This is a genomic window from Mariniflexile jejuense (genome assembly GCF_042675665.1).
Taxonomy (GTDB): domain Bacteria; phylum Bacteroidota; class Bacteroidia; order Flavobacteriales; family Flavobacteriaceae; genus Mariniflexile; species Mariniflexile jejuense.
The window spans coordinates 1-4405 of record NZ_JBHTJI010000012.1; the positions used below are offsets into that span (position 1 = coordinate 1).

The following is a 4405-nucleotide window of genomic DNA, read 5'->3' on the forward strand; positions in this document are numbered from 1 at the left end:
GAGACAACAGATATTTTAGGTTTAGGAAAAGCTTCACCTGACGCCTTTACTTTTTGCCAATCAAATTTTTTATTAAATAATCTTTTAAACATATTTAGTTGGTTTTCAAATGTTGGGTAACGTTTAGTATATGAAGCGTAGCATCCCGTAGGGTGCTATGATTTCATATACATTGTTGGCGGTAGTTTTTATTAATTATTTTTGTTCATTTAATCTGTCTATTTGGTCTTGAATTGGTTTAGGGTCAAATAGTCCATTACCAATTTCGATAGCTTTTTCATAAAACGGAATAATATATTTTGGGAAACTTCTTTTTTTAAAAGGGTTTTCCTCTTTATCCATTTTCTGTTGTCTTAATCCACCAAATTTTAGTAGCAAGTTAGTCGCCCTTGCAATTTCGGAAGGTTCTTTCCTATCTGATATATTGTTTACTAGTTCGTGAAATTCAACATCACTTTGATTAATGTCTTCTTTATTCTCATAACGGGTCAACTGTTCTCGCATTTCAACAGTTTCAATGTTTGGCATATTAAAATTAATGTTATGTCCTTCATACATATCATACTGCCCATTATACCATATTCCTGAATCGTGCCATTTGCCGTAGAATTGAACCGAGTTCTTAATTCTAAAACCTTTTAGTCCATTATCACCACCCAGTATTGTTATTTCGCAAGGATTTGGAAATGTTCCGTTAACTACTTTGTCTTCTGTGTAGCTTGAAAAAGCATCAAGGTATAGTGTCTTAAATGACTCGAAAAAAGTTAGGACGTTATCTACTTTTGGGTAAAAGAATTCTGAAACATTAAATGAAGAAACGCCCAAACTTTCAATTACAATTGGTTTAGAATCGTGAAGTATGTACTCTTCTTCACTTAAAGCATAGGCAGAATGAAAAAAGGTATTCCTAATTTCTTTAATATGATTCTCTTTAAAAAAATCGATGATGTGGTGTTTACTCGCATCGTCTAGAAGCTCAAATAATGCCTCTTGCTTTTCACCTATTCCTAACAACCTTTCATATTTGTTGGTCTTCCAAAACAAGTAAGATGATGGTTTGTATCCAAGTTGAACATTACATAGACTGCCAATAATATTGTAAAAATCACTATTCTCGAAAAAGGTAGAATAAATTAAAGCGCCAATTCTTGTTTTTTCTTTTCCGTTATGATTGTTATATAAATTTTGGTAAAATTCAATTGCTTCAAACCATTCGTATAAATTGGTCATTAACTTATGAGTTCCCATACCTCTGTAGTTCAACAGAGTCAAAACAAAATCAAATTCGCTTCTTTCCTTAGCTTCTTGGAATAGTTTTTTTAAATCATTAATTAACTCCTCCATTTAGATTAGTTTTAATTACCGCCAACGTTTATGTATAAGGAAAGTTGCGTGTTTGTGTGCGAGGATTTTCCGAAGGAAAATCAGAAGCAAGCAAACGAGCAACTAACTTTGGTTTAGCTAAAACTAGCAATTTTTTTTATACGGTGTTGTACTGCGTTTTTATTTTATTACTCAATAAGGTTTTTAATTTCTGCATTGTTTTTAGAAATCCATTTTCCTTTTATTTTTTCATTCCATTTGCTTAAATTCGGAAATGAGTCTTTCAAATTTTCCTCAAACTCATAACAATCCAAAAAGAAAACACTATCTTTTCTTATGATAAGGCATTTGTTCGAATAAGGTTTTTTCTTTATTGAATCCCAAAGTCGGACTAATTCATGAAATCTTTTGTCAAAAGCTCCAGAGTTCTTTCCAGTATTATTTCTAACAGTTATGATAGTATTTCCACCTTTGTAGTATTCAATATCAATTATTTTTCCGTTTAATTCTAGAGGGATATTTTCGTTTTTAAAAACGTCATACATTGTTGTATTTCCGCAACCAAATATTAGGATTGTCATTAAAATCATAAGAATTTTTCCAAAAAATAAATTTCTCATAGGACGTTTTTCAAATGCAGTACAACGTTTTGTGTATGATTAGTTGCGTGTGCAGCAACTAATTTAGTAAAAAAAACTTGCCAGAGAAAATTCCGAAGGAATTTTCAGGATAAGCACTGCCAAAGCAATTAATTATACACGGTGTTACAAAACGTTTTTTATTTATCTCTAGCGTAATTGCATTCATCATCAATTACTATTTTCTTATCAATTTTCTGATAATTTATCAACCTTTCTTTTGTACCCAAATTGCCATAATAATCTATATAATATCGTTCAAAAAAAAGTCCATTATTTAAATGGCTTCCACTTTTCCATTCTTCATATGCAGTTGTGAAATCCAAAATGGGCAAATGAAATGCTGTTTCCTTATCGATGATATAATATATAATGCCAAGTTTCTTCCTTTTTGTTCTTTTCGGTTTGACTGATTCCAGTTTATACCTATCATAAGCTTTTCCATTGATGACAGTATCATTCAGTTTAATAAAATCGTAGTTCTTAATCTCGTATTTATATTGACTTTGATAACGCATCACATTTTTACACTCAATATCTATAAATTCTGCTTCATCAAGACCAGATTTCAAGTATGTAACATTGGCCGACACCCCGTTATTGTCTATGAAAGAAATTTTATTTTTCAAACTATCCATTTCTGTTATTCGTGCATGATATTCATTGTTCTTGGAGTTTGTTAGATAATATGCTTTTTTGGTCTTATTTACTTTCCTCAATGTGCCATCGTTAATTTTAATGGAATCCTGATGGAAAGTTATTTCATACTCAATTAGGTAATCAAATTGATATATCTTTTGTGAAAAACAAAATGTTGAGAAAAAAAGAAAAGTTATTGTAAAATGTTTCATCTAATGTTTTGTAACGGTTTGTGTAAGGATAGTTGCGTGTGCAAGCAACTAACTTACTAAAAATGGAACGAACCAGAGGAAAATCCGCAGGATTTTCCGAGTAGGCTAGAACCAAGCAATTATTTTTACACGGTGTTGCCCACCGTTTTTTATTCCGATTAATTATTTGGTATTGCTCCGACAATATCTAATCCGATTGATTCCACGTCTTTATAATTCTCAACATCCAATTTAAATTCTGTTACTCGATTTGGTTGAAAAACTTGGTAAATAGTATAGTCTTTAGTTCCAATTACAGATTTTGTTTGAGAATAGTATGTTATTCTCATGACTAAATCTTTATAATCGGCAATGGTTGCTCGATTAGTTACTTTTCCTTTTAGTTTAAATTCAGTTCCCCAAAAACTTTTATTATAATTTCCCTCAACGCTTAAAAAGCGCAAAGGGTCTGAATTTTCGGTTTCTTCAATTGTCATTTTTTGCTCAATGTATGATTGAGGATTGTCATTATTATTAAACAAGTTAGGTATAACTGCAAATCCAATAATTACAAGAAGAAGCACAAGTCCCAAAAGCTGTAAATTTCGTCCTAATTTCTTATCCTTTTTAATTTGTTCATTTTGCGTTGATTTTGGTCTAATCGGTGGTGGTGTTGCTTTAGGAAATAAACTTTTCAATTCGTCAATTTCATCAGCATTAGTCCAATCAGAAATTCCTTCATACCAAACTTCTGTTTTGGCTGTAATTCCTTTACTTTTCAAATCGGAAATGTCAAATGGTCCTTCTTGCTCAGTTCCGTTGTGTAAGTAATATTTTTTCATAATTAATTCAGTTTGTTTTTAGTTACAATGCTTTTTCAAATGGTGGGCAACGTTTATGTATAAGGAAAGTTGCGTGTTTGTGTGCGAGGATTTTCCGAAGGAAAATCAGAAGCAAGCAAACGAGCAACTGACATTGGTTTAGCTAAAACTAGCAATTTTTTTTATACGGTGTTGTGCGTTCGTTATTTTAATCTTGTCAAATTTCCATCGTCAAATCCAGTTGTAATATATTCTGATTTGCTCAAAAAACAATTTTTATAATCCTCCGTTTTCATAAAGTCTTTAATAAGGTTTATTGAGAAGTCCAAAACAATTTCCCATTCTGCATTATTTAGGTCAGCTTGGTATAAGTCAAAATATTTGTCTTTTGGTTCATATTGAACATCACAAGCCCAATCTTCATCTTCCGTGTCATATTTTTCAGAACCAATTAAATAAATCATATATGATTCGCTAGATTCGAAAAGTCCAAAGTTGAAAGCAATTATTTTGTCATTTGGTAAATCTGTGGATTCTATTTTATTTATCCATTTTGAAAAACGTTCAGGAATTGGTGAATCTTCTCTTTTTTCAATTTTATGATTATCCTTAATTGCTTCTCTTTTTGTTCCAAATATTGATTGAAGTAGTTTTTTCATAATGACGCACAACGGTCTCGTATAACCGTCAGTTACGGGTTTTAAGTTACTGTTTTTCGATTAAGAACTGACGCTCGCAATTCCGAGTGGATTCGGACGTAGTCGAATCCGCCGTAATTGCGGTTATACATTGT

Annotated in this window: 5 protein-coding genes; all 5 read right to left on the reverse strand. The window is 31.5% G+C overall.

Annotation, left to right across the window (positions count from 1 at the left end):
- Positions 1-195 precede the first annotated feature (195 nt).
- A complete protein-coding gene (locus ACFQ1R_RS11600; RefSeq protein ID WP_379926390.1) occupies positions 196-1344 on the reverse strand; it encodes a hypothetical protein in 1149 nt (382 codons plus the stop codon).
- Between the two features lie 167 nt (positions 1345-1511).
- Positions 1512-1943, reverse strand: coding sequence for a hypothetical protein (locus tag ACFQ1R_RS11605; protein WP_379926391.1), 432 nt, complete (start codon positions 1941-1943; stop codon positions 1512-1514).
- Positions 1944-2101: 158 nt separating this feature from the next.
- Complete coding sequence (locus tag ACFQ1R_RS11610) at positions 2102-2812, reverse strand: hypothetical protein (protein ID WP_379926392.1); 711 nt, start codon at positions 2810-2812, stop codon at positions 2102-2104.
- 158 nt (positions 2813-2970) lie between these two features.
- On the reverse strand, positions 2971-3633 hold the full coding sequence (locus ACFQ1R_RS11615; RefSeq protein ID WP_379926393.1) for a DUF4339 domain-containing protein: 663 nt from the start codon (positions 3631-3633) through the stop codon (positions 2971-2973).
- A gap of 182 nt (positions 3634-3815) precedes the next feature.
- The gene (locus ACFQ1R_RS11620) at positions 3816-4271 is read right to left on the reverse strand and encodes a hypothetical protein (RefSeq protein ID WP_379926394.1); all 456 of its coding nucleotides are present in this window, start codon (positions 4269-4271) and stop codon (positions 3816-3818) included.
- Between the last annotated feature and the right edge of the window lie 134 nt (positions 4272-4405).